At 69.9% G+C, this 19,242-nt stretch carries 21 protein-coding genes; 9 read left to right on the top strand and 12 right to left on the bottom strand.

The genetic code is table 11. The annotated features are described in order from the left end of the window. Positions 1-119: 119 nt before the first annotated feature. Genes Pme01_RS15240 through Pme01_RS15210 form a run of 7 tightly spaced genes read right to left on the bottom strand, consistent with a single transcriptional unit; the run spans position 120 to position 5,305 of the window. A complete protein-coding gene (locus Pme01_RS15240; RefSeq protein ID WP_168115847.1) occupies positions 120-860 on the bottom strand; it encodes a SchA/CurD-like domain-containing protein in 741 nt (246 codons plus the stop codon). Positions 861-885: 25 nt separating this feature from the next. After that, entirely contained in the window at positions 886-1,518 is a 633-nt protein-coding gene (locus tag Pme01_RS31670) for a TcmI family type II polyketide cyclase (RefSeq protein WP_168115848.1), read from the bottom strand. A gap of 27 nt (positions 1,519-1,545) precedes the next feature. Further along, positions 1,546-2,052, bottom strand: coding sequence for an SRPBCC family protein (locus Pme01_RS15230; RefSeq protein ID WP_168115849.1), 507 nt, complete (start codon positions 2,050-2,052; stop codon positions 1,546-1,548). Between the two features lies 1 nt (position 2,053). Further along, the gene (locus Pme01_RS15225; protein WP_168115850.1) at positions 2,054-2,305 is read right to left on the bottom strand and encodes an acyl carrier protein; all 252 of its coding nucleotides are present in this window, start codon (positions 2,303-2,305) and stop codon (positions 2,054-2,056) included. A gap of 11 nt (positions 2,306-2,316) precedes the next feature. Then, positions 2,317-3,585, bottom strand: coding sequence for a beta-ketoacyl synthase N-terminal-like domain-containing protein (locus tag Pme01_RS15220; RefSeq protein ID WP_168115851.1), 1,269 nt, complete (start codon positions 3,583-3,585; stop codon positions 2,317-2,319). Next, positions 3,582-4,850: a beta-ketoacyl-[acyl-carrier-protein] synthase family protein gene (locus Pme01_RS15215; protein WP_168115852.1), complete on the bottom strand. Its 1,269-nt coding sequence runs from the start codon at positions 4,848-4,850 to the stop codon at positions 3,582-3,584. Before Pme01_RS15215 ends, Pme01_RS15220 begins: the two co-directional genes overlap by 4 nt. Next, positions 4,847-5,305 carry a cupin domain-containing protein gene (locus Pme01_RS15210; RefSeq protein ID WP_168115853.1) on the bottom strand — a complete coding sequence of 153 codons (459 nt, stop codon included), beginning with the start codon at positions 5,303-5,305 and terminating at the stop codon, positions 4,847-4,849. The genes Pme01_RS15215 and Pme01_RS15210 overlap by 4 nt, the downstream gene beginning before the upstream one ends. A gap of 467 nt (positions 5,306-5,772) precedes the next feature. On the opposite strand from Pme01_RS15210, the gene leuE reads away from it, so the two are divergent. From leuE to Pme01_RS15195, 3 genes are all read left to right on the top strand, one after another. Next, positions 5,773-6,444, top strand: a complete 672-nt coding sequence (gene leuE, locus Pme01_RS15205; RefSeq protein ID WP_168115986.1) for a leucine efflux protein LeuE — start codon at positions 5,773-5,775, stop codon at positions 6,442-6,444. 362 nt (positions 6,445-6,806) lie between these two features. Continuing rightward, complete coding sequence (locus Pme01_RS15200) at positions 6,807-6,974, top strand: hypothetical protein (protein ID WP_168115854.1); 168 nt, start codon at positions 6,807-6,809, stop codon at positions 6,972-6,974. Positions 6,975-7,080: 106 nt separating this feature from the next. Next, complete coding sequence (locus Pme01_RS15195; RefSeq protein WP_239088244.1) at positions 7,081-7,515, top strand: low affinity iron permease family protein; 435 nt, start codon at positions 7,081-7,083, stop codon at positions 7,513-7,515. 96 nt (positions 7,516-7,611) lie between these two features. Here the strand turns inward: Pme01_RS15195 and Pme01_RS15190 are convergent, their stop codons facing one another. After that, entirely contained in the window at positions 7,612-8,793 is a 1,182-nt protein-coding gene (locus Pme01_RS15190) for an ROK family transcriptional regulator (protein WP_168115855.1), read from the bottom strand. Positions 8,794-9,187: 394 nt separating this feature from the next. Here Pme01_RS15190 and Pme01_RS15185 point away from each other — a divergent pair, with 394 nt between their 5' ends. Genes Pme01_RS15185 through Pme01_RS15160 form a run of 6 tightly spaced genes read left to right on the top strand, consistent with a single transcriptional unit; the run spans position 9,188 to position 15,154 of the window. Further along, positions 9,188-10,660 carry an ABC transporter substrate-binding protein gene (locus Pme01_RS15185; RefSeq protein ID WP_168115856.1) on the top strand — a complete coding sequence of 491 codons (1,473 nt, stop codon included), beginning with the start codon at positions 9,188-9,190 and terminating at the stop codon, positions 10,658-10,660. A 28-nt stretch (positions 10,661-10,688) separates the two neighbouring features. Then, positions 10,689-11,639, top strand: coding sequence for an ABC transporter permease (locus Pme01_RS15180; RefSeq protein ID WP_168115857.1), 951 nt, complete (start codon positions 10,689-10,691; stop codon positions 11,637-11,639). Continuing rightward, a complete protein-coding gene (locus Pme01_RS15175) occupies positions 11,639-12,514 on the top strand; it encodes an ABC transporter permease (protein WP_168115858.1) in 876 nt (291 codons plus the stop codon). Before Pme01_RS15180 ends, Pme01_RS15175 begins: the two co-directional genes overlap by 1 nt. Further along, a complete protein-coding gene (locus Pme01_RS15170) occupies positions 12,511-13,305 on the top strand; it encodes an ABC transporter ATP-binding protein (RefSeq protein ID WP_168115859.1) in 795 nt (264 codons plus the stop codon). The genes Pme01_RS15175 and Pme01_RS15170 overlap by 4 nt, the downstream gene beginning before the upstream one ends. 14 nt (positions 13,306-13,319) lie before the next feature. Then, positions 13,320-14,138, top strand: coding sequence for an ABC transporter ATP-binding protein (locus tag Pme01_RS15165; protein WP_203935643.1), 819 nt, complete (start codon positions 13,320-13,322; stop codon positions 14,136-14,138). Between the two features lie 11 nt (positions 14,139-14,149). Beyond that, positions 14,150-15,154: a phosphotriesterase family protein gene (locus Pme01_RS15160; RefSeq protein WP_168115860.1), complete on the top strand. Its 1,005-nt coding sequence runs from the start codon at positions 14,150-14,152 to the stop codon at positions 15,152-15,154. Between the two features lie 60 nt (positions 15,155-15,214). Here the strand turns inward: Pme01_RS15160 and Pme01_RS15155 are convergent, their stop codons facing one another. The 4 genes from Pme01_RS15155 to Pme01_RS15140 all read right to left on the bottom strand — a co-directional run bounded on the left by Pme01_RS15155 (position 15,215) and on the right by Pme01_RS15140 (position 19,236). Further along, positions 15,215-16,048 (bottom strand): sugar phosphate isomerase/epimerase family protein, encoded by an 834-nt coding sequence (locus tag Pme01_RS15155; RefSeq protein ID WP_168115861.1) that lies wholly within the window; start codon positions 16,046-16,048, stop codon positions 15,215-15,217. Beyond that, a complete protein-coding gene (locus Pme01_RS15150; RefSeq protein ID WP_168115862.1) occupies positions 16,045-17,208 on the bottom strand; it encodes a dihydrodipicolinate synthase family protein in 1,164 nt (387 codons plus the stop codon). The genes Pme01_RS15155 and Pme01_RS15150 overlap by 4 nt, the downstream gene beginning before the upstream one ends. After that, entirely contained in the window at positions 17,205-18,356 is a 1,152-nt protein-coding gene (locus Pme01_RS15145; protein ID WP_168115863.1) for a Gfo/Idh/MocA family protein, read from the bottom strand. The genes Pme01_RS15150 and Pme01_RS15145 overlap by 4 nt, the downstream gene beginning before the upstream one ends. Positions 18,357-18,417: 61 nt before the next feature. Continuing rightward, positions 18,418-19,236 carry an ABC transporter ATP-binding protein gene (locus Pme01_RS15140; protein ID WP_168115989.1) on the bottom strand — a complete coding sequence of 273 codons (819 nt, stop codon included), beginning with the start codon at positions 19,234-19,236 and terminating at the stop codon, positions 18,418-18,420. Positions 19,237-19,242 lie beyond the last annotated feature (6 nt).

Genomic DNA, 19,242 nt, shown 5'->3' with positions numbered 1-19,242 from the left:
GGGATGGGCGACCGCGCGGTCGGCTCCGCGTTCGGGGCGGTGCGGATGTAGGCGGCGCTCCGTGAAGCGCTCGCGGATGTCCCTGCCGGCCGCCGCCCCGAACGCCCGAAGCAACGCGGTCAGGCGGGCATCGGCGACGGTACCTCCGCCCGGCGGTCGGTCAGCATCCGCATCGTGCGCGTGGTCAGGAACCGCCGGAAGCCGGCCCGGCCCGTGATGTCGTGCGCCGCGTCGACGTACCGGCTCACCTCGCGCGCGCACCCCGACCCGACCGCGACCGCCGCGAGGCCGTCGAGCCCCTCCTCCGGCTCCCCGGCGACGTCGACGACCCACACCACGACGTCGCCCCGGGCGAAGATGGTGGTCCGCGCCAGGGTCGTCGGGGTCTCCGGCGTCAGGTCCCGGATCCGGGCCAGCAGTCGGGCGGCGTCCAGGCCACACCCCGGCCGTACCGGACACGACAGCACCACCCGCTGCGCCGACTTCCGCCCGCCGGTCGGCAGCAACTGTGCCGGCGTCGCCCGGTCGTGTACCCGGTCGAGGCGGGCGCGTTCCAGGAAGTCGCGCACCCCGTCCGGGTGCGACAGGTCGCGGGGCTGTTCCAGGTACGGGTCGAGCGCCGCCTCCAGGGCCCGGATCCGCGGCCGCCGGCCCAGTTCGACCAGTACCTCGGTCGGGTCGCCGTTGACCTCCATCACCCGTACGACCCGGTTGCCGGCGAGCAGCACCGAAACTCGCCGTACCAGCGGTATCCGGCCGGGCGGCCCGCCCGTCGCCGGGCGCGGGTACCAGGACAGGATCCGTGCGACGTCGGACTCGGTACCCGGCCGGACGGTGAAGGTGAGCGCACAGCGGTTCATCTGCCGCTCCTTTCCGAAAGAGGGATCAGATCCGCCGGCGTACGACGTAGCGCACCGGCGTGCGGGGGCTCGTGCCCACGAAGAGCGGTTCGACCAGGTCCAGGTGGCCCGGGCCGGACTTCCAGGCCAGGAAGTGCTCCAGCGATTCCCACTCGCTCGTGACGATCCACTCGCAGGGGTCCGTCACCGACTGGCACACCTCGTCCGCGATGTGCCCGGGGGTGGCGGCGATGTCGGCCGAGATGCGGTCGTACGTGGCCAGGAACCGCTCCTGTACGTGTTCGGGCACCCGCACACTGAAGACGACCCGCAGGCGCCCCACGCCGCCGGTCGGTTCCGGGCCCTCCCAGTGGTAGAACTCGGTCGCCATGGCGTCGGCCGGGCTCCGCCAGGTGGCCGGCTCGTACGGGTCGATGTGCTCGGTCAGTTCCTCGTTGACCCGGCGGAACAACGGGTCGTCGCGGACCCGGTCGACCTCGGGGCCGACCGGCGCGTCGGCCTCGATGAGGTGCATGTACAGGTCGTGGAAGCGGTACAGGGTGCGGGACCGGACGCCGACGAGGCGGGGTAGTTCGGTCTCGTCGGAGCGGCCGAAGATGTCGGCGACGGCGTCTTCGGAGTCGGGCTTCATCCGGGCGACGATCAGGGTTCGGTGCACGGTGACCTCCTCTCTCGCGCCCGGCGCTCAGGTAGGCGATGGCTCCGCGGGGCGGTCTGTCGACGGCGCCGGCGCGCGGTCCATGGACATGGCCTCCGCCTCGAGGGTTTCCTTGATCAGCGTGAGCTGCACCGGACTCGCCGCGTTGAGGTGCGCCGTCATCGCCGCGTCGTCCACCGGCGCGTCCGGCCGCATCGCGAAGTCCTGGACCCAGCGCAGCAGCACTCCCTCGTCGGTCTCGTGGTACGTCCAGAGCAGCCGCATGTACTCGAAGGGCCCGGGTTCGACGCGACGGGCCCGTACCGTCCGGGTCTTCGCGTCCGCGATCCGCTCGGATACCCACGACCACACCCGCTGCTGCTCGTCGGGGTGCATCGTGAGCCGGAAACGGACCCGTGGTCCGTCCTCCTCCAGGACCTCGACGGCGGCGTACTCGCTGAACAGGCTCGGCCAACCGCGGACGTCGTTGGTGCGCTGCCACACCAGCTCCATCGGAGCGCAGATCAGGATGCTGTTGTCGCTGTGCCCGGCCATCTCAGGCCACCGCCACGAGCTGGGTGTTGACGGAGCTGAGGAAGTCGGCGACCGCCATCGAACCGCCGGTCTCCGTCGACAGCTTCACCTGGTACCGGCGCTCGATCTCGGCGGTGAGGCCGAGCAGCGCGAGCGAGTCGATGCCCAGGCTCGCGAGTTGGGCGTCCGGCGTGAGATCCGTGACCGGGATCTTCAGCCCGGCACCTGCATCCAGCAGAACGGCGAGGTCCTGTGCGGTGATCTGTACCGTCATGTGTCAGCTCCTTATAGGTGAGAGGCGAGGTCGGGCACGCGGCTGAGCACCAGGGCGGAGGCGAACCCGCCGAAGCCGCGGGCGACGACGAGCACGTTCTCCAGGGCGAGCCGCCGCGCCGAGCCGGTGACCAGGTCGATGTCTTCGTCGAGGTCGGCCACGGTGACCGACGGGGTCGGCGGCAGGACGCCGTCGCGGATCGCCAGCGCGGCGGTGGCCGCGTCCAGCGCGGCGCCGCCGGAGTACAGCCGGCCCACCCCGGCCTTCGGCGCGGTCACCGGGATCCGGGTGGCCCGCTCGCCGAGCGCGGCCCGTAACGCCGCGACCTCGGCCCGGTCGGCGGCCTGGACCCCGACCGCGTCGGCGACCACGGCGTCGATGTCCGCTGGGGACAAACGGGCGTCGGCGAGCGCGCCGCGGATCGCGGCCGCCAGCGCCGGTGCCGTCGGGGCCCAGCCGCCGGCGTCCTGCCGGTCGAAGGACGGGGCGGTGAAGGCCGCCGCGTAGCCGGTCACCTCGGCCAGGGCCGGAACGCCCCGGTCGCGGGCGCTCTCCGCCTCCTCCAGCAGCATCATCGCCCCGCCCTCGCCCGGTACGTGCCCCGCGGCGTCGCGGGCGAAGGGCAGGTACGCGCGGGCCGGTTCGGCGCCGGTGAAGAGGGTGCCGGCGGGTACCTGGCAGGTCACGGCGTACGGGCTGACCGGCGCCTCGGTGCCGCCGGTGAGCACCGCCCGGGTACCCCGGCGGATGACCCGGCGGGCGTGCGCGAGCGCGTCCAGCCCGCCCGCGGCCTCGGTACAGATCACACCGCAGGGGCCGCGCAGCTGGTGCGCGATCGAGAGCTGACCGGTCGAGGCGGCGTAGAACCACGCGATCGACTGGTACGGGCCGACGAACGTCGAACCCTTGGACCACAGGGCCTGGATCTCGCGCTGCCCGAAGGCGTTTCCCCCGGACGAGGAGGACGTGGTGACGCCGATGCCGAAGTCGTTGCCGCCGACGGTGGTCAGGTTCGCGGCCGCGAGCGCCCGCTGCGCGGCGACCAGCGCGAAGTGCGTCCACAGGTCGGTCTGCGCGAGGATCCGTTGCTCCACGGTGCCGCTGGCGTCGAAGGCGCGGACCTCGCCGGCCAGCCGCACCGGGTGCCTGGACGCGTCGTACCGGGTGATCGGGCCGATCGCACTGCGCCCGGCCAGCGTCGTCTCCCAGTACTCGGCGGTGTCGCCCCCGGTGGGTGCCACCACGCCCAGTCCGGTGAGGACGGCGCGGCGGTGGATCATCGCGCCCTCCGGCCGGCGCCGTCGAGTACGACCGCGGACTGGAAGCCGCCGAACCCGCTGCCGACGCTGACCACCAGGTCCAGCCGGGCCGGCCGTGCCTCCCGCGGCACGTAGTCCAGGTCGCATTCGGGGTCGCGGGTCTCGTAGTTCGCGGTCGGCGGGATCACCCCGTTCTCCATCGCCAGCACGCACGCGACCAGTTCGATGCTGCCGATCCCCCCGAGCGAGTGACCGACCATCGACTTGATGGAGCTCATCGCGGTGCGGTACGCGTGGTCGCCAAGGCTGCGTTTCACGGCCGCGGTCTCGTGCCGGTCGTTCTGTCGGGTGCTCGAACCGTGCGCGTTGACGTAGTCGACCTCGTCCGGGTTGGCGTGCGCCTGGTCGAGGGCGGAGGTGATGGCGGCTGCCATCTCGACGCCCTCGGTGGTCAGGCCGGTCATGTGGTACGCGTTGCCGAACGTGGCGAAGCCGCCGAGTTCGCAGTACACCTGGGCCCCGCGCCGCCGGGCGTGCTGCAACTCCTCCAGGATGAGCACGGCCGCGCCCTCGCCGAGCACGAAACCGTCGCGGTCGGCGTCGAACGGCCGCGACGCGTGCGCCGGATCGTCGTTGCGGGTGCTCGTGGCGTGGATCGCGTCGAAGCAGGCCACGGTGATGGGGGAGATGGGCGCGTCGGCCGCACCGGCGATGACGACGTCGGCCTGGCCGTCCTCAATCAACTGGAACCCGTAGCCGACCGCGTCCAGCCCCGAGGTGCAGCCGTTGGAGACGGTCATCACCGGACCGTGCGCCGCGTTGTCCCCGGCCACCTCCGAGGCGAGCGTGCTCGGGACCAGCGCGTGGTACAGGTACGGGTGCGGGTTGTCGGCGTCGACCACCCACTCGCGTCCGGCGCCCGAGACCACGACGTACTCGTCCTCCAGCCGGGTGGTGGAGCCCACCGCCGTGCCCATGACGACGCCGGTACGCCACCCGTCGGTCGCGCCGGCGGCCAGTCCGGCGTCCTCGACCGCCTCCCGCGCGGCGACGATCCCGAGCTGGATGTGCCGGTCGAGCCGGTACACTTCGGCCTCGGTCAGCCCTTCGGCCACCGGGTCGAAGTCGCACTCGGCCGCGATCCGCGACCGGAACGGCGCCGCGTCGAACAGGGAGATCTGGCGGGTGGCCGTCCGCCCGTCGACCAGCAGTTCCCAGAAGTCCTTGATCCCGATCCCGCCCGGTGCGACCACGCCGATGCCCGTGACGGCGACCCGCCTGGTCATCGCGCACTTCCGTGGTTGCCGGCGGTCTCGGTATCGACATGCCCGAGCTCCGGTCGGGGCGCGAGCGGGCCGAGGTGGAAGACGCAACGGGTCGGTACCGTGCCGGGGTTGCGCAGCCGGTGCCGGGTTCCGGGCGGGATCAGCAGCGCGTCGCCGGGGCGCATCGGCTGTGGCATGCCGTCCAGGTCGACGACGAGCTCACCCTCGATCAGGTAGATGAACTCTTCGGAGTACGGGTGGTAGTGCTCGGCGATTCGCTGTCCGGGCGCGATGTCGGCCCGGCCGAGGAAGCCGGACGTCGAGCCGGCGGTCTTGGGGCTCAGCAGGGTACGGATCTCGCCGCCACGCCGTACGTCGGCGGGCACGTCGTCGGCCGACACCCGTCGGATCGGCCGGTCGGACTGCCGTGCGTGTACCGGGGACGCTCCTGGCGAGGCAAGGGTTGTTCGGTCCATCGTCAAACCTCCCGAGTATCAGCGATGACGAGCGGTGTCCCGTCGTTCACGACGACCAGCGGCGGTGGTTCTGCACAACCGAAGAGTCGAACGGCGTTGGCGCGTCGGATCTGCTGCTGCGGCGCTCAGATGACCTGGTGCTGAGAGCGACTCGGTGCTCAGGCGATGCGGTAGCGCGTGAAATGCCCGCGAAGCATGGCTTAATGCATCCACGTGTGGCGAAATCTTCCGCCGGACGTCGCGGGGCCGCACCGTTCGTCACGGCGTTCGCGGTAAGCGGCGCGGGGCTTGGCGACTCGGTACCTAAACCAGATGCTTGCCGGGTACTGCCCCGTAGCGTGGCAAAAGAAACCGCTCGAACCGCCGCGAACCGCACGGGGCCACGGGGCGAAGCTGGGAACCGGCCGGTAGGAGGGGTCGTTGCTGGCTGAAGGGTGGCTGGTGGGGCGGTGGGCGCACCGGCGAAGATGATCACCATGCTGGGCATCACCAACGTCTGGACCTACCTGCTGGGCACCGCCGCCATCATCCTGCTACCGGGACCGAACTCGATGTACGTGCTCTCCACGGCCGCCCGGCGGGGGGTACGGGCCGGATACGCCGGCGCGTGCGGGGTGTTCCTCGGAGACGCGGTCCTGATGACGCTGTCCGCGGCCGGGGTCGCCTCGCTGCTGCGGGCGCAGCCCGCCCTGTTCATGGTGGTGAAGTACGCCGGCGCCGGGTACCTCTGCTGGATCGGCTTCGGTCTGCTGCGGGCGGCGTGGCGTCGCTGGCGGAACCCGGCGGCGCGTGCGGCGGCCGAGTCGGCGGCGCGCGCGGCGGCTGAACCGAGCGACGAGCGCGGCCCGTTCCGCCGGGCGCTGCTGGTCAGCCTGCTCAACCCGAAGGCGATTCTGTTCTTCATCTCCTTCTTCATCCAGTTCGTCCAGCCCGGCTACGCCCATCCCTGGGTGCCGTTCCTGATCCTGGGCGCGATCGCGGAGCTGATCAGCGCCGCCTACCTGACCGCTTTGATCTTCACCGGCAGTTACCTGGCCGCCCAGTTCCGGCGCCGTCGCGCCCTGTCCAGCGCCCTGACGACCGGTGTCGGCGTGCTCTTCGTCGGCTTCGCGCTGAAGCTCGCGACCGCGTCGCTGTAGGGCTCGACCGCTGATCCCGTATGACCTGGGAACGCGCGGCGACCACTGAAAGACGGAGCGCGAAACGACGGCGAGGCCCTTGTCCAAGAGATCACGATCGTCGCGCCGACGACACGGTACGGCCGGTTTTTCCAGTGCCCTCGTCGAGCTGGCCCCGAAGGGCCGGCGACCGCCGCCGAAGTCAAGGCGGCCGTGCGAACGGTGCGGCCAGGGCTGCCGGACGGACAAGCCGATGTACGGCTGGTCTGGGTCTGCGCGAACTGCGCTCCGGAGCTCGACCGGTACCTGGTCATCCGCTCGCTGACTTTCTGACGACCGCTGACGGGTCGTGGCGGGGTGGCCGGTTCGGTACGCTGGCAGGTATGGAGCAGCGGGAGGAGCAGGCCGCGGTGAGGACCGCGACCGATGAAGAGCGCGCCGAGGCACGTGCCCGGTTCCGCCGCAAGCTCGCCGAGGCCGAGGAACGGATGACGCCGGAGAAGCGGGCCGAGGTGCGCGCCGCCTTCGGGCTGGACCGTTCCGCCGCGTGAGCCTCCTGGTCCTCGACACCTCCGCGATCAAGGCGTTCGCCGCCGGCTCGATCGATGTAGGCGAGCCGGAGTTTTTCTGATCGACCGCTTGGGTAGATCTGTGGATATGAGCACCAGTGAGGCCGCGAGGGGCGAGCGGTCGGATGGCGCGCATATGCCGACCGATGTGACGCCTCACCTGTCGCTCTTCGACAGGTTCGCCACCCAAGCGGCGAAGTTCGTATCCCGAGCGTGGTTTTTTACCGCCTGCGTGCTGCTGGTACTGCTGTGGGCTCCATCGATCCTGCTGTTCGGCAATGTCGACACCTGGCAGCTGATCATCAACACTGTCACCACGATCGTTACGTTCCTGCTCGTCGCGTTGCTGCAGAACACCCAGACCCGCAGCGACGCGGCCATTCAGGACAAGCTCAACGCGATGGCGGCGGCGATGTCCACGCTCATGAGTCACACTGCCGACATCCACGACCGCGCTGAACTGCACCAAGCCGTGAAGGAACTACGCGCCGCAGTGGGCCTCGAAGACGAGGAGAGCGCCTGACCTACGACCGGTGAAGCGTCGAACCGGAAATGGGGGTGGGGACCGGGTCGGTGCGCTCCTCGGGGCTGCGTCAGTCCAGAGTTCGGAATTGTTCGTCTAGGCTCGGGAACTGCCGCAGATGCGGCTCTTGGCCTCTTCCAGGGCCACGGCGATGGCGCCGACAAGAGCGGCCCGCGAACCGAGGGCGCTGATGTCGACCACCGGCGGCCGTCTCGCCAGACGGGCAAGGTGGGCTCGCAGGTGGTTCAGCAGTAACCGGTTGGAGCCGATGCCGCCGCCGAGGATCACACGTTCGGGGTCGAGCACCGCATGCACCGCGCCGACCACCAGGGCCAAGCACCGGGCGGTGCTGTCGACGCACTTGAGCGCCGCGGGTTCGCCGCGCTCCGCCGCCGCGAAGATGTCCGCGACCGTCTCGAGTTCCGGTTGCCCGTACTCGTGGCGGAGCCGGTCGTAGGTCGCCATGATTCCCCTGAGCGACACGACTTCCTCGACCGGGCCGGAACGCTGCACGGCGGGATCGAAGGGATCGGCGCCCAACGGCAGGTAGCCGATCTCGCCGGCCGCACCGGCGTGTCCGCGCTGCATGCCGCCACCGGCGAAGATCCCCATGCCGATCCCCGTGCCGATGGCGATGAACACCGAGTCACGCGACGTCTGGGCGAGGCCCCGCCACCGCTCGCCCATGATCGCCATGTTGACGTCGTTGTCGAGCATGATGTCGACGCCCAACGTCCGCCCGAGCTCCTGGCGGAGGTTGACTTCGGCGAGTTCGGGGATGTTGGCGGCGAGATCCATCAGGCCCGTGACAGGGTCGGGGACGCCTGGCGTCCCGATCGCGATCGCGGCGACCGACTCCCAGCCCAGGTCTGCCTCCTGGACGATGCGACGACACAGGTCGGCGAGTCTGGGAACCAGGGTGCCGACCGGGCCTGCCGTTTCGATCTGGCGCTCGGCTCGGATGCTTCCCAGAAGGTCCGCGACGCCGGCACGAACGTTCGTTCCGCCGAGGTCGACGCCGATCACGACGCGGGCTGTCGGCTCGATGCGGTACAGGGCGGCGGACCGGCCTGGCGTGCCGCTGACGCTTCCGAGTTCGGTGACCAGCCCGCTGGCCCGGAGGTCCGCAACGATCGAGTTCACGGTCGGCTTGGACAGTCCGGTCCGTTGAGCAACGTGGACCCTTGTCACGCTGTCCCCCCGAAGGAGCTCTTCGATGACAGCGCGACTGTTCGTCAACCTCTGGAGTGGTCGAGTGCGCTCGCCGGCTGCCGCCATCGATGCCACCTCCCTTTAGTTAAACGACTTTTCTAGGTGACAGTAGGCCGCATGATCGAGGGGCGTCAACGGGCGTCTTCGTAGTCCGTTTCTCCGCGTCTGTCGACAGAGTTCTCCGGACGTCGCATCTGCTTTCCTAACGGGGCCTACCGGCCTGAATCGTTCCCTCCTTTACCTGGTAGGGGCTCCGGTGAACCGGGGGAGGGACACGGCTGGGTGATGGTCGGCGTCGGTCCTGACAAGACCATTGACGGCCGTTGGGGGTGGTTGTAGATTCCCCGGCACTTGATCAGTTAAAGGCCGTTACTAAGTGGTCTGCTGTTTCAAGTAGGCGACGTTGATAGGAGAGGCCATGCCCATCTCTAGACGCTCCCGGTTAGCGGCGGTTGCCGTCATGACCGCCGCAGCCCTGTCCCTCGTCGCCTGCGGCAGCGGCCAACCGGCTGCCACCGGCGACGCCAGCCTGCTGAAGATCCGACTCCAGTCCGATCCCGCCACACTGGATGTCACCCAGACGACGGCGAACATCGTCTCCCACGTCTTCACCTACAACGTCATGGAAGGGCTCGTCGAGCTCGACAAGAGTGGCAAGCCGCAGCCGCTGCTCGCCACGAAGTGGCAGATGTCCACCGATGGCCTGACCTACACCTTCACCCTCCGCGAGGGTGTCAAGTTCCACGACGGCACCCCGTTCAACGCCGACGCCGTGGCGTTCAACCTCAACCGTGACAAGGGGATCGCCGGGTTCGGCTACCGCAACATCGGCAACGTCCAGTCGGTGACCGCGGTGGACCCGAAGACGGTCGAGATCAAGCTCGGGCGTCCCAGCTCGGAGTTCATGACGTTCCTCGGCCTCCGCCAGGGCGTGATGGTCAGCCCGGCGGCCGCCGCCAAGCAGGCCGAGTCCCCGGTCGGCACCGGCCCGTACAAGTTCGTGAAGTGGACCAAGGGCGAGGTCATCGCGCTGGACCGCAACGAGGAGTACTGGGGCGAGAAGCCGGCCTACAAGAAGGTCGAGTTCAAGGAGATCACCGACGAGAACGCGGCTCTGAGCGCCGTTCAGGCCGGCGACGTCGACGGGATCATCGTGCAGAACGGCGCGCTGGACCGTACCAAGCAGCTGAGCAAGGACCCCAACCTCAAGGTTGTGCCGGTACCGAGCCAGCTGATCTGGCGGCTGTCGATGAACACCCGGCAGGGCCCGCTGGCCAACCCGAAGGTACGCCAGGCCATCTCGATGGCGCTGGACCGCAAGGCCTTCGTCGACGCCACCTTCTCCGGGTATGCGGTCCCGACGTGCAACTTCTTCTCCTCGGTCAGCCCGCTTCAGGACAACTACTGCCCGTACGAGTACAACCCGGCGAAGGCGAAGCAGCTGCTAGCCGAGGCCGGCTACCCGAACGGCTTCGAGATGGAGATGATCGGCGGCATCGTCGTGCAGCCCGTGTCCGAGCTCGTCATCGCGCAGCTGGCCGAGGTCGGCATCACCGTCAAGAACAGCGTCAGCGACGACGCGCAGGTGATCGCCAGGGTCTTCGGTAGCCAGACCCCCGATTACCAGACGACGGTGGTCGGGCGGCGGGAGATGAAGCCGTCAGACGCGCTCAGCGTGTGCCCACCGCCGAACGCGGAGGGCTACTGCGACCCACAGGTGAAGGCGCACCTCCTGGCGGCCGACGCGACGACCGACCCGAACGTCGCGTCCAGCGAGATGGTCAAGGCGGTCCACCTGATGACCGACGCGGCGTTCAACGTGCCGCTGTTCACCTCCGCGGCACCGTCGATCTTCAGCTCGAAGGTCACCGGCTTCAAGGGCTTCACGGCGGACTTCGAGTTCGACCTGCGCTCCCTCAAGCCGGCCAACTGACGGACCGAGCAGGAAAGGACCCAGTGCGATGGCCGCCTACGTACTCAGGAAGCTGAGTCTCTTCGGCCTGACGCTCCTCCTGGCATCAGCGCTGATCTTCGGGGCGCTGCGGCTTCTGGGTGGCAACCCGGCGGCCATCGCCCTGGGCAGCGATGCGACCCCCGAGGACCTGAGGGCGCTCGAGGTGCAGATGGGCCTCAACCGCCCACTGTGGAACCAGTACGTGGACTGGCTCGGCGACCTGGTCACCGGCTCGCTCGGGGTCAGCGCGGTCAGCAAGGCACCGGTCGGGCCGCCGCTGAGCGCGGGTCTGGGTGTCACGCTCTCCGTGGCGATCGTCGCGATCATCCTGGCGCTGGTTGTGGCCATCCCTCTCGGGTTCCTGGCCAGCATCCGCAACACCAGGTCAACCGGCGCGGTCATCTCGGGCGCGGCCCACACCGGGCTGGCCATCCCGTCCTTCTGGCTCGGCCTGGTCCTGGCGCTGGTGTTCGCGGTGACGCTCAGGATGTTCCCCTCCGGCGGTTACGCCCGGCTAGCCGAAGGGGTGGGGCCCTGGTTGCGCTCGATCGCACTTCCGGTGATCGCCCTCGCGGCGGGCCAGGCGGCGATCTTCGTCCGGTACACCCGCGCGGCGCTGCTGGACATCGCGCACGAGGACTTCATCCGGACCGCCCGGATGAAGGGGCTGAACTTCACCCAGGCGATGATCCGGCACGGGCTGCGCAACGGGATGCTGCCGGTCCTCACCGTCGTGGGCATCCAGTTCGGCTTCCTCGTCGGCGGGACGCTCGTCATCGAGAACGTCTTCTTCCTGCCCGGCCTCGGGCGGATCATGATGAACGCGCTCGGCGTCCGGGACCTGGTGCTGGTGCAGTCCGGGGCCATGGTCATCACCTTCATCATCCTGCTGGTCAACCTGCTGGTCGACCTCCTCTACGGAGTCATCGACCCGCGGGTGAAGGCGAGGCGTGTCTAGTGGCAAACGTCGAACTGGTCGCCCGCGGAGTCGGAGCCTGGCGGCAACGGCGCCGCACCCGGCGCAGCGTGAACATGTGGATCGGGCTGGCGCTGCTCGCCCCGGTCGCGGTCATGACACTGGTGTCGGCGTTCTGGACCCCGGCGTCGCCGACCCGCACCGCGGCCCGCGAACGGCTGCTGGGCGCCGGCAGCCCCGGGCATCTGCTCGGAACCGACCACCTCGGCCGCGACGAGCTGTCCATGTTGATGGCCGGGGCCATGACCTCCTTCCAGATCGCCATCCTCGGTACGGCGTTCGGACTGCTCGTCGGCGTGGCCATCGGCGGCCTGTCCGCGATGATCGGTACGTTCTTCGACGACGCGCTGATGCGCGTCTGCGACGTCCTGTTCGCCTTCCCCAGCGTGATCCTGGCGATGGTGCTCGCGGCCGGCATGGGCGCGGGCAAGGACACCGTGGTCATCGCGATCGCGCTCACGGTCGGACCGGCGATCGCCAGGCTGGTCAGAAGCGTCACCACCCAGGTGCTGCACCGCGACTTCATCGCCGCGGCCCGCGGCTACGGTCGAGGCAAGGCCTACATCTTCGTGCGGCACGTGCTGCCGAACATCTCGTCGGCCCTCATCGTGACGGCCGCGACCGTGTTCTCCAGCTCGATCCTCACCGATGCGAGCCTGTCGTACCTCGGCGTCGGGACACAGCCGCCGGGAGTCTCCTGGGGTCGGATGCTCAACGACGCGCAGGCCAACGTCGCGGTCCAGCCGATGCTCGCGATCTGGCCCGGACTCGCGATCGTGATCTGCGTACTGGGGCTGAGCCTCATCGGGGACGGCTTGCGAGACCGCTTCGACGTCAAAGGTAGGGCCCGGCTGTGAACGCGACCCCGATGCTCTCCGTACGCGACCTCGTCGTGTCCACCCACAAGCAGGACCTGGTCAAGGGATTCAGCCTCGACATCCACAAAGGACAGCGCATCGGCGTCGTGGGGGAGTCGGGAGCCGGCAAGACGATGGCGTCGATGGCCATCGCCGGTCTCCTGCCGCCGGGCGTGACCGCCCGCGGCAGCATCACGTTCGGCGGAGAGGAGGAGCGCTTCGAAGACGCCCGCCCCGGTGTGTCACCGGCACGGCGAGGAGTCGCCGTGGTCTTCCAGGACACCGGCGCGCTGAACCCCCTCATGCGGGTGGGCCGGCAGCTGGACGAGGCGCTCCGGCTGGCCGGCGTGAAAGACGCCCGCGAACGCCGGCGTGCGGCGGTGTCGCTCCTGGAGCGGGTGCGGATCGACCGTCCCGAGCAGCGACTGCGGGCATATCCGCATGAGCTGTCCGGCGGGCAGCGGCAGCGGGTGCTGATCGCGTTGGCGCTGGCGTGCCGGCCGACGTTGCTGCTCGCGGACGAGCCGACGAGCGCTCTGGACGTCTCCGTACAGGTCGAGGTCGTCTCCCTGCTGAACGAGGTGGCCGACGCCGAAGGCGTGGCGATGATCGTGATCTCACACGACATGGGCGTCATCGCCCGGCTCTGCGAGGAGGTGGTCGTGATGTACGACGGCGAGATCGTGGAGCGGGGGACCACCGGCCAGATCGTCAACGCGCCGGAACACCCCTACACCAGCAAGCTGATCGCGGCGGTGCCGAAGCTGGCCACCGTCGCCGGCGACGAGTGAAGGTGGGAGCAGCCGTGCCCGAAGCCCGCAGCAGCGTCTACCGCCTCGAGTCGGTGGACAAGGTGTACAAGGCTCGCCGCAGTTCGCTCTTCCAGCCGGCGACCCAGATCCAGGCCCTGCGGGACGTCTCATTCGAGATCTTCGAGGGCGAGTCCGTCGGGATCGTCGGCGAGTCGGGCTCGGGCAAGAGCACTCTCTCGCGGATCCTGCTCGGCATGGACCAGCCGACCCGGGGCGAGGTCCGGTTCCGTGGACGGTCACTGCGCGGTGCGAACAGGGAAGTGCGCGGTCGGCTGATCCGCGATGTACAGATGGTCTTCCAGGATCCGTCCGCGTCGCTGGACCCGAAGATGCCGGTCGGGGTCGCGATCGCCGAGCCGCTGCGTGCGCTGGGCATCGAGGGGGACCGGGCCGCCCGCGTGAGGGAACTGCTCGAGCTGGTCGGCCTGCCGGCGGACGTCGTGCGCCGCTACCCCCACGAGTTCTCCGGGGGGCAGCGGCAGCGGATCGCCATCGCCCGAGCGCTCGCGCCGCGACCCCGGGTCCTCGTCGCCGACGAGCCGGTCAGCGCCCTGGACGTCTCGGTGCAGGACCAGATCATCACGCTCCTCAACCACCTGCGGCAGACGCTCGGCCTCACCCTGCTGATGGTCGCCCACGATCTCGCGGTCGTTCAGCTGTTGTGCGAGCGGACCATCGTCATGAATCAGGGCCGCATCGAAGAGGAAGGCCCCACGTCCACGATCCTCACAGCTCCACGCAGTGGGTACGCGCAGAAGCTCCTTCACGACGCCAAGTTCTTCGACCTCCGATCGGATCACGCGACCAGTTAGGGCGGTGTGGCATGGGCTACGTACAGACGGTGCTCGGACCAGTTGACCCCTCCGAGATCACGCGGGTCATGCAGCACGAGCATCTCAACCGGTACCTTCCGGGCCCGTTCCCGACCGGCGGGGCCGGCGATGTCCGGGACCAGAACATCGCGATGTCCGTCAGCGCGGTCGGCGAGCTGCCGCGCCTGGGGTTCAACACGGTCGTGGAGCTCTCGGCGTACCAGGGTGAGGAGCGTGGCGGCGCCGCACTCGCGGAGGTGTCGAAGAAATCCGGCATGCACATCGTCATGGGGGTCTCGATCTACCTGGAGACCATGTCTCCGCAGTGGGCACGCAACGCGTCGGTGCAGCAGATGACCGAACGCTTCGTGAACGACGCGACGGTGGGCGTGGACGGCACCGACATCAAGGCCGGCGTCTTCGGCGAGCAGGCCACCGGCCTGGGCAGCATCTCGGCACACGAGGAGAAGTGCCTGCGGGCCGCGGCCCGGGCGGCGAAGGCGACCGGACGGACCCTGAACACCCACACGACCCACAGCACGATGGCACTGGAGCAGGTCGAGATCCTGCTGAAGGAGGAGGGTCTCGACCCCGAGCGCGTGATCATCGGCCACATGGACATCACCGACGACGTCGACTATGTGCGCGCGGTGCTGCGTACCGGCGTCACCGTCGCCTTCGACACCATCGGCAAGCAGTTCTGGGACTTCGTCCTCGCCCCGCTCCCCGAGACCGCACCTGAAGGCGAGTTCACCAAGCGGGCCTACTACCGCCCGGACAGCGGCCGGCTGGAGAACCTCGTGACGCTCGTGCGGGAGGGCTGGACCGAGAAGATCGTGCTGTCGGAGGACATGACGGGCCGCGAGTCCTACCTGAACGCGCGTACCCACGGCACGCTCGGACTCTCCTACCTGGGCCAGGAGTTCGTGCCGATGATGGTGGCTGCCGGGATCAGCGAGGAGCAGGTCGACCAGATGCTGGTGACCAACCCGGTGCGGCACCTCACGATCGACTGAGGCCGGAAAGCTGACGCCGCCCGGGCCCGCCATCGCTGGCGAGGACCCGGGCGGCGGCCGTCAGCCTTCGAGGACCAGGTCGACGTACCGCTGCTTCATGGTGGCCAGCACCTCGTCGGGGTCGGTCGCCCACACGTCGGCGTTGAAGATCTCGACCTCGGTGTCCCCGGTGTACCCGGCCTCGGTGACGGCCCGGTGGAACGGCGGGAACTCGATGTGGCCGTCGCCCATCATGCCGCGACCGAGCAGGACGTCGGCGGGCAGCGGGGTGAGGAAGTCACACACCTGGAAGCTCGCGATGCGCGCCCCGGCCCGAGCGATCTGGTTCCACACGTCCGGGTCCCACCAGATGTGGAACGTGTCGACGACGACGCCGACCTGCTCGACCGGGTGCTGCTCGGCGAGGTCGATCGCCTGGCCCAGGGTGGACAGGACGGCCCGGTCGGCGCAGTACATCGGGTGCAGCGGCTCGAGCGCGAGCCGCACCCCGCGCTCCCCGGCGTACGGTGCCAGCTCGGCGATCGCGTCGGCCACCCGCTGCCGGGCGCCGCGCAGGTCCTTCGAGCCGTCCGGCAGGCCACCGACGACCATCACCAGGCAATCGGTACCGAGGGTCGCCGCCTCGTCGATGGCGCGCCGGTTGTCCTCGAGCGCGGCCCGGCCGGCGTCACCGGACGCGGTGAGGAACCCGCCGCGGCACAGCGACGACACCCGCAGCCCGGCGTCGGCGACGGCCTTCGCCGCCGCGGCGACGCCGATCTCGGCCACCGGCTCGCGCCACAGCCCGATCGCGGGGATACCGGCCCGGACGCAGCCCTCGACGGCCTCCCGTACCGACCACGACTTCGTCGTCTGCTGGTTGAGCGACAGCTTGGAAATACGAGGATCGGTCATGCGGTCACCCCCGAGACGGCGAGGTACTGGGTCATACGCTGGGCCGCCAGCTCCGGGTCGAGCAGCAGTCCGGCGGCGTCCGCCAGCCGGAACGTCTGCACCAGGTGCGGTACGCTGCGGCCGCTCTGCAGGCCACCGACCATCGTGAAGCCCGGCTGGAACCCGTTGAGCCAGGACAGGAACGCGATGCCGGTCTTGTAGTACTGCGTCGGCGCGGCGAAGATGTGCCGCGACAGCGGCACGGTCGGCTCCAGGATCGAAAGGAAGCCGGCCTCGTCGCCGGCGTCGAGCCGCTGGAGCGCGGTGGAGGCCGCCGGGGCGATCGCCGCGAACGCGCCGAGCAGCGCGTGGCTGGACCGCTGGCCGTCGCCGGCGATCAGCTCGGGGTAGTTGAAGTCGTCACCGGTGTAGACCCGTACCGCCGGCGGCAGCAGCTCGCGCAGCCGTACCTCCCGCTCGGCGTCCAGGAGGGACACCTTCACGCCGTCGATGGCTGCGGCGTGGGTCTGTACCAGCGACACGAACGTCTTGGTCGCCTCGTCGAGGTCGCGTGAGCCCCAGTAGCCGGCGAGCGCCGGGTCGAACATGTCGCCCAGCCAGTGCAGCAGGACCGGCGTCGTGACCTGGGACAGGATCCGCTCGTACACGGACAGGTAGTCGTCCGGGCCTCCTGCCAGCGCGGCCAGCTGGCGGCTGGCCATCACGACCGCCGTCGCGCCGGTGCCCTGGACGAACTCGACCTGCTCGGTGTACGCGGCGGCCACCTCGTCCAGACTGTTGAGGACCGGCGCCGCCTGGTCGGTCGCGGCGCCCGCCACGATCCGCCCGCCGCACGCGGCCGCCTCGGCGGCGCTGCGCCGGATCAGCTCCTGCGTCGCCGTCCAGTCCAGCCCCATGCCGCGCTGCGCGGTGTCCATCGCCTCGGCCACGCCGAGCCCCCAGGACCACAGGTTGCGTCGTACCGACAGGGTGGCGTCCCAGTCCAGGGCCGCCGGTAGCCCCGGTGCGTTGTCGGCGAAGGGATCGGCCACGACGTGGGCGGCGGCGTACGCGATCCGGCTGGTCGCCGGGGCGGCCGGCCGTTGCCAGTTCCCCGGCTCGCGCAGCGTGACCCGCTCGGTCGTACCGTCGCCGTACGGCAGCGAGACGGTGACGCTCACAGGCTGAGCTCCTCGATCTCGATGCGGCGCCCCTCGCGCGCGGACCGCAGGCCGGCCTCGGCGAGCTGCACGCCGCGCGCCCCGGCGAGGAAGTCCCATCCGAACGGCTCGTCGTCGACGACGTGGCGCAGGAACGCCTCCCACTGCACCTTGAAGCCGTTGTCGAACTCCTCGTTGTCGGGGACGGTCTGCCACTGCGACCGGAAGGGCTCGGTGACCGGCAGGTCCGGGTTCCACACCGGCATCGGGGTCGCACCGCGGTGCTGGATGCGGCAGTTGCGCAGCCCGGCGACGGCGCTGCCGTGCGTACCGTCGACCTGGAACTCGACCAGCTCGTCGCGGTACACCCGCACCGCCCAGGAGGAGTTGATCTGGGCGACGATGCCGCCGGCCAGCTCGAAGATGCCGTACGCGGCATCGTCGGCGGTGGCCGGGTAGGTCTCGCCGTTCTCGTCGACGCGCTCGGGGATGTGGGTGGCGATGTGCGCGGTCACCGCCTTCACCGGTGCGAAGATCTGCTCGAGCACGTAGTGCCAGTGCGGGAACATGTCCACGACGATGCCGCCGCCGTCCTCGGCGCGGTAGTTCCAGCTCGGCCGCTGGGCGGTCTGCCAGTCGCCCTCGAACACCCAGTAGCCGAACTCACCGCGTACCGACAGGATGCGGCCGAAGAAGCCGCCGTCGACCAGGCGCTTGAGCTTGCGCAGGCCCGGCAGGAACAGCTTGTCCTGCACGACGCCGTTCTTGACGCCCTTCGCGGCGGCGAGCCGGGCGAGCTCCAGCGACCCGGCGACGTCCTCGGCGAGCGGCTTCTCGGTGTAGATGTGCTTGCCGGCCTCGATCGCGGCCCGGATCGCCTTCTCGCGCTGGGCGGTGACCTGGGCGTCGAAGTAGATCTGGTTGTTCTCGTCGGCGAGCGCGGCGTCGAGGTCGGTGGTGTACTTCGTCAGGCCGTGGCGGGCGGCGATGTCCGCGAGCTTGGCCTCGTTGCGGCCGACGAGCGTCAGCTCCGGCCAGATCCGGCTGCCGTCGCGGGCGGGCAGGCCGCCCTGCTCACGGATGGCCAGCAGCGACCGGACGAGGTGCTGCCGGTACCCCATCCGCCCGGTCACGCCGTTGAGGACGATACCGATTGACGTGCGCTCCACAGTGGTCCTTCCAGGTCTGGTGCTTTGTTCGGCGGTGGCCGCCGCTCGGTCCGAGGCCGCCTCAGTCCGAGGCCGACGCCGCGCCGAGCAGGTCACGGATGCGCCCGGTGCCCCGGGCGAACTCCGGCTCGGACATGGTCTTGCCGTAGTCGCGCTCCACCGGGAGGTCGACGTCGATGAGTTCGGCGATGGTGCCGGGCCGGGGGGTCATGACGACCACCCGGTTGGCGAGGTAGACGGCCTCCGCGATGGAGTGGGTGACGAGCATGACCGTCGTGCCGGTCTCCTGCCAGATCCGACGCAGCTCGACGTTCATCTGCTCACGGGTGAGCGCGTCGAGCGCGCCGAACGGCTCGTCCATGAGCAGGACCGGGGGGCGGTGCAGCAGCGCGCGGCACAGGGCCACCCGCTGCTGCATCCCGCCGGACAGTTCGTTCGGGTACGCGTCCTCGAAGCCGGTCAGCCCGGTCATCGCCATCAGCTCGTCGGCGCGCTCGCGCGCCTGCGCCCGGGGCATGCCGCGCATCTCGGCCTGGAGCAGGATGTTGCGGCGCGCGCTGCGCCACTCCAGCAGGGCGGCCCGCTGGAAGACGTACCCGATGTCGCGCCGCGGCCCGCGTACGTCCTCGCCGTGCAGCCGGACCTGGCCCGACGACGGTCGAAGAAGGCCGGACACCAGCTTCAGCAGGGTCGACTTGCCACAGCCGGAGGCGCCGACGATCGACACGAACTCGCCCGGTTCGATCCGCAGCGAGACGTCGGTGAGCGCCGTGACGTCCTTCTTCTTGGTACGGAAGCGGACCGCGACGTCGTCGATCTCGACCGCGGCGCCGGTCGCGGTGGCGGTCGAGGACCGCTGCGTGCTGGTGTTGCCGGCCATCATCGA

The organism is Planosporangium mesophilum (genome assembly GCF_016863255.1).
In the GTDB taxonomy this organism is placed as follows: domain Bacteria; phylum Actinomycetota; class Actinomycetes; order Mycobacteriales; family Micromonosporaceae; genus Planosporangium; species Planosporangium mesophilum.
This window is presented reverse-complemented; position numbering and strand designations above follow the sequence as displayed.

Coding starts and splice junctions, on each gene's coding strand:
- Pme01_RS15190 (WP_168115855.1), bottom strand. CDS start 8,793: ATGGCGGCAGCCGGCGAGCGCACTCGACCACTCCAGAGGTTGACGAAC.
- leuE (WP_168115986.1), top strand. CDS start 5,773: ATGATCACCATGCTGGGCATCACCAACGTCTGGACCTACCTGCTGGGC.
- Pme01_RS15180 (WP_168115857.1), top strand. CDS start 10,689: ATGGCCGCCTACGTACTCAGGAAGCTGAGTCTCTTCGGCCTGACGCTC.
- Pme01_RS15230 (WP_168115849.1), bottom strand. CDS start 2,052: ATGGCCGGGCACAGCGACAACAGCATCCTGATCTGCGCTCCGATGGAG.
- Pme01_RS15210 (WP_168115853.1), bottom strand. CDS start 5,305: ATGGACCGAACAACCCTTGCCTCGCCAGGAGCGTCCCCGGTACACGCA.
- Pme01_RS15240 (WP_168115847.1), bottom strand. CDS start 860: ATGAACCGCTGTGCGCTCACCTTCACCGTCCGGCCGGGTACCGAGTCC.
- Pme01_RS15185 (WP_168115856.1), top strand. CDS start 9,188: ATGACCGCCGCAGCCCTGTCCCTCGTCGCCTGCGGCAGCGGCCAACCG.
- Pme01_RS15195 (WP_239088244.1), top strand. CDS start 7,081: ATGAGCACCAGTGAGGCCGCGAGGGGCGAGCGGTCGGATGGCGCGCAT.
- Pme01_RS15140 (WP_168115989.1), bottom strand. CDS start 19,236: ATGGCCGGCAACACCAGCACGCAGCGGTCCTCGACCGCCACCGCGACC.
- Pme01_RS15225 (WP_168115850.1), bottom strand. CDS start 2,305: ATGACGGTACAGATCACCGCACAGGACCTCGCCGTTCTGCTGGATGCA.
- Pme01_RS15220 (WP_168115851.1), bottom strand. CDS start 3,585: ATGATCCACCGCCGCGCCGTCCTCACCGGACTGGGCGTGGTGGCACCC.
- Pme01_RS15215 (WP_168115852.1), bottom strand. CDS start 4,850: ATGACCAGGCGGGTCGCCGTCACGGGCATCGGCGTGGTCGCACCGGGC.
- Pme01_RS15155 (WP_168115861.1), bottom strand. CDS start 16,048: ATGACCGATCCTCGTATTTCCAAGCTGTCGCTCAACCAGCAGACGACG.
- Pme01_RS15200 (WP_168115854.1), top strand. CDS start 6,807: ATGGAGCAGCGGGAGGAGCAGGCCGCGGTGAGGACCGCGACCGATGAA.
- Pme01_RS15160 (WP_168115860.1), top strand. CDS start 14,150: ATGGGCTACGTACAGACGGTGCTCGGACCAGTTGACCCCTCCGAGATC.